The sequence below is a fragment of the Streptomyces niveiscabiei genome (assembly GCF_001419795.1).
Classification (GTDB): Bacteria; Actinomycetota; Actinomycetes; order Streptomycetales; family Streptomycetaceae; genus Streptomyces; species Streptomyces niveiscabiei.
Map to the genome: position 1 here is coordinate 1 of NZ_LIRL01000922.1, position 4,498 is coordinate 4,498.

1 protein-coding gene and 2 pseudogenes are annotated in these 4,498 nt (G+C 72.4%); 2 read left to right on the forward strand and 1 reads right to left on the reverse strand.

Annotated elements, in window-relative coordinates; genetic code table 11:
* Both AOK24_RS36980 and AOK24_RS36985 read left to right on the forward strand, forming a co-directional pair.
* A pseudogene (locus AOK24_RS36980) lies at positions 1–2,136 on the forward strand (hypothetical protein); the annotation flags it as partial.
* 118 nt (positions 2,137–2,254) lie between these two features.
* A complete protein-coding gene (locus AOK24_RS36985; RefSeq protein ID WP_055724324.1) occupies positions 2,255–3,208 on the forward strand; it encodes a bifunctional riboflavin kinase/FAD synthetase in 954 nt (317 codons plus the stop codon).
* Between the two features lie 54 nt (positions 3,209–3,262).
* Here AOK24_RS36985 and AOK24_RS36990 read toward each other — a convergent pair.
* Positions 3,263–4,498: pseudogene (locus tag AOK24_RS36990) on the reverse strand (MinD/ParA family ATP-binding protein); the annotation flags it as partial.

Here is a 4,498-nt window from a genome sequence, read left to right on the forward strand (position 1 = left end):
GGTAGGGGCGGCGGGGGCGAAGGAGGTCTGCCGGAGCGTGTCGAGTTGGGGGAGTTCACGGCAGGTGAAGCCGAGATCGCCCGCGCCCGCTACCGGGTTCCCGCCTTCGCCCTCGCCCCCAACGCCGTACGCCACCCCCTCAGCATCCGCCTGCTCTCGGAGATCCGCGCGGCCCTCCCCGACGTCCCGCCCCCGGCGAACGCGGAGAGGGAGGACATCTTCGCCGCGTACCTGGACCTGATGTGCCTGCGTATCGCGGTACGGCTGGCAGCGGGCAACACCCTCCGGGGAACCGACGTGAGGCGGCTGGCCGCACGGGTCTCCGGCCAGGTCCACGAGGCCGCGAGAAGAAGCCTCGGCCCGGGCCAGGGCGAGCTGGACAGGACCGCGTTCGAGGAGGTGTTCCCCTGGGGACACGTACCGGGCAGGCCGGGCGGAGTGACGGGCTGGGCCTCGGCAGTGCTGGCGGAGGGCCTGATCGTCCCGGCCGGCACGGGCTACCGCTTCGCGCACGAGGAACTCGCGGACTGGATCCAGGGCATGCACCTGGACCTGGAGGAGGCGCTGAGGTCACTGGCCCACCGCCCCCGCGGCACACACCTGGTCCCGGTGCCCCACCACCGTATCGGCCCGGTCGTCCAGTCCCTGCTGCTGGTGGCGAGGCAGCAGGGCCCGGCGGAACTGGCGTCGCACCTACGGAAGTTGACGCGGGCGCTGGACGAGACCCCGGACGCGTGGTGGCCCGCGCGTCTCCTCACGGAGACCCTCCTGAGGGTCCCGGACGCGACCCCGTACCTGGACGTCCTGCACGCGCTGGCGGACCACGTGGTGGCGCGCGGAACGCTACGGCCCACGACGTTCCTCCCGTCCTTCTGGACGTCCCTGAACCTCCCCCCGGCCCCTCTCTTCACCCTCCTGCGCCACCTCCTGCGAGCGGACCCGCCCCCGGGGGAGACGTCGGCGCCCCGCTACCTGGACGCGGTCGCGACCCTGCTCGCGGCGGACGCGGGGACCGTGCAACCCCACCTCACCCTGTGGTTCGAGGACGACCGCCCTCTACCGGGCGCCCCGGAGGCGACGGTCGCGGCGGCGGCGCAGGCACTGCTGTACGCGTACCGCGACCGGGCACTGGACGACCTCACGGACGTCCTCGTCGGCTGCGGCCACCACAGGGCGGACGAACTGCTCGGCGCCCTCGCGGAGGACGAACCCTCGGCCGTGTGCCGGGCGGTCGACCGCTGGGCGAGGGACACGCGCCCGGCCCGCAGGGTCGCGGCCGTCTCGTACGGCCTGCGAGCCGCCCCGCACGTGACGACGGACGCGGACCGCGACCTCCTGAGGTACGCGGCGGAGGAACTCCTGACCGAACCCCCGCTCCAGGGCGGCGCGTTGGGCCTCCTCGTCCAGGACCCGAGAATCCGCACGGCCCATCTCCCGCAGACCCTGGCCCACTTCACGGCGGCCGACCCCCAACTCCCGCCCACCGCCCTGCTCCCGGCGCTGAGGACCCACACGGAACCGGTCCTGAAAGCCTTCCGCACCCGCCTGGCCCGCCCCGACACGGACCCGACGACGACGCTGCGCGCGCTCGCCGAGGTCACCGCCCAGCCCCTCGCCCGCCGCATCGCGATCATGGTGCGGGAGACGGTGGAACGCCGACCGGAGACGGCGCGGGCGGTCGCCGCGTACGTGGAGGTGAGACTGCGACAGGGCCCGCCCGCCAGACCCGTACTCCACCCCCTGGTCACCGCGCTGCTGACGGCGTCCGCGCAGGAGGTGAGGTCCGCGCTCGCCGACGTCCTCGCGACGCCGGACGGCTCACCCCTGCGGACGGAACTCCGCGAGTTCCTCCTCGCCCACGAGCAGGACCCGGCCGTCCTCACGTCCTTCCTGCACGCCGCCGCCCACCACCGCTCCCGCGACCTCGTCCACCGCGCGGGCCGCCTCCTCGTCCGCACCCCCGACGGCGCGACCCGCTTCGACCGCGGTCTCGTCGACCTCGGCCGGCACGTGCCGGGCTTCGCCGCGCGGGTCGCCGCCTGGATCGGCGAGGCCCCGCAGGAGTGGGCGACGGTCGTCGGCCCCGGCGCGCGCCGCATGATCGAGAACCTCGCGGGGGCGGGCGTCCCCGTATGACCACGTGCGCCCCGTCACAGCGCCGATGCCGATGAGAGCGGGCGGCGCCGGACATGGCACCCTTAGGGTTGCGTAATTCCATGAGTCGGTACGGACACGGGTTCGAGGAGCGGTCACAGTGCAGCGCTGGCGTGGCTTGGAGGACATCCCCCAGGACTGGGGGCGCAGCGTCGTCACCATCGGTTCCTACGACGGAGTCCACCGCGGCCACCAGCTGATCGTCCGGCACGCGGTGGAGCGGGCGCGGGAGCTGGGGGTGCCGGCCGTGGTCGTCACGTTCGACCCGCACCCCAGTGAGGTCGTGCGGCCGGGCAGCCATCCGCCGCTGCTCGCGCCCCACCACCGGCGCGCCGACCTCATGGCCTCGCTCGGTGTCGACGCGGTGCTGGTGCTGCCGTTCACCACCGAGTTCTCGAAGCTCTCGCCGGCCGAGTTCGTCGTCAAGGTCCTCGTCGACAAGCTGCACGCCCGCGCCGTCGTCGAGGGCCCCAACTTCCGGTTCGGGCACAAGGCCGCGGGGAACGTGGAGTTCCTCGTCGAGCAGGGTGCCGTGTACGACTTCGAGGTCGAGGTCGTCGATCTGTTCGTCGCCGGGGAGGCGGGCGGCGGTCAGCCGTTCTCGTCCACGCTGACGCGGCGGCTCGTCGCCGAAGGGGACATCGAGGGCGCGGGCGAGATCCTCGGGCGGCCCCACCGGGTCGAGGGCGTCGTCGTCCACGGGGCGCGCCGGGGGCGGGAGTTGGGCTTCCCCACGGCGAACGTCGAGACGCTCCCGCACACCGCCGTCCCGGCGGACGGGGTGTACGCGGGGTGGCTGCACGCGGACGGCGAAGCCATGCCGGCGGCGATCTCCGTCGGAACCAACCCGCAGTTCGACGGCACGACGCGGACGGTCGAGGCGTACGCGATCGACCGGGTGGGGCTCGACCTGTACGGGCTGCACGTCGCCGTCGACTTCCTCGCGTACGTGCGGGGGCAGGCGAAGTTCGACTCGCTGGAAGCGCTGCTGGAGCAGATGGCGCTGGATGTGAAGAGGTGCCGGGAACTGGTCGCGGCGGCGGAGGAGAAGTAGTCGTACGAAGCTGAGGGCGGCCGGTGTTCTCCGACACCGGCCGCCCTTCTGTCACTGCTGGGGCGGGTAACCCTGCGGGGGGTAGGGCTGGCCGGGGTACGGCTGACCCGGGTACTGGCCCGGCATCTGCTGGCCCGGCATCCCCTGTCCCGGCATCTGCTGGCCCGGCATCGGGGGCGCCGCCACCGGCGGGGGGTTGCCGTCGCTCGTCCACAGGCCGTGCGACTGCTGGTGGCGTACGAAGTCCTCCGCCACCAGCGACGCCAGGTGGAAGTACGCCTCCCGGACCTTCGGACGCATCATGTCCAGGTCCACTTCCGCGCCCGCCGCGAGGTGTTCGTCGAACGGGACCACCACGACGCCCCGGCACCGCGTCTCGAAGTGGCTGACGATGTCCTCCACCTTGATCATCTTGCCGGTCTCGCGGACGCCGGAGATGACCGTGAGGGAACGGGCGACGAGGTCGGCGTACCCGTGCGCGGAGAGCCAGTCCAGGGTGGTGCTCGCGCTGGACGCGCCGTCCACCGACGGCGTCGAGATGATGATCAGCTGATCGGCGAGGTCCAGGACGCCGCGCATGGCGCTGTACAGCAGCCCCGTGCCGGAGTCGGTCAGGATGATCGGGTACTGGTTGCCCAGCACGTCTATGGCCCGGCGGTAGTCCTCGTCGTTGAACGTCGTCGACACGGCCGGGTCGACGTCGTTCGCGATGATCTCCAGACCCGAGGGCGCCTGCGACGTGAACCGGCGGATGTCCATGTACGAGTTGAGGTACGGGATCGCCTGCACGAGGTCCCGGATCGTCGCCCCGGTCTCCCGCCGGACCCTGCGGCCCAGCGTCCCGGCGTCCGGGTTCGCGTCGATCGCGAGGATCTTGTCCTGCCGCTCCGTCGCGAGGGTCGCGCCCAGCGCGGTCGTCGTGGTCGTCTTGCCCACGCCGCCCTTCAGACTAATAACGGCGATCCGATAACACGACAACACGGGCGTACGGATCAGCTCCAGCTTCCGCTGCCGCTCCGCCTCCTCCTTCTTCCCACCCAGCTTGAACCGCGACCCACCCGCACCCGGCCTGCTGCTCTTCGCCTTCTGCTTCTTGTTGTTCAGCAGCCGGTCCGACGACAGCTCCACAGCAGCGGTATATCCGAGCGGCGCGGCACCAGGATTCACCGGCTGCCGATGATCATGCTGCACGGGCTGCGGCCAGGCCATGCCCGTACGGGGGTCGACCGGCGGCATCTGCGGATTCCCGCCACCGTCCGGCTGCGCCGGGGGGAGGGGCTGCGGGGGAGC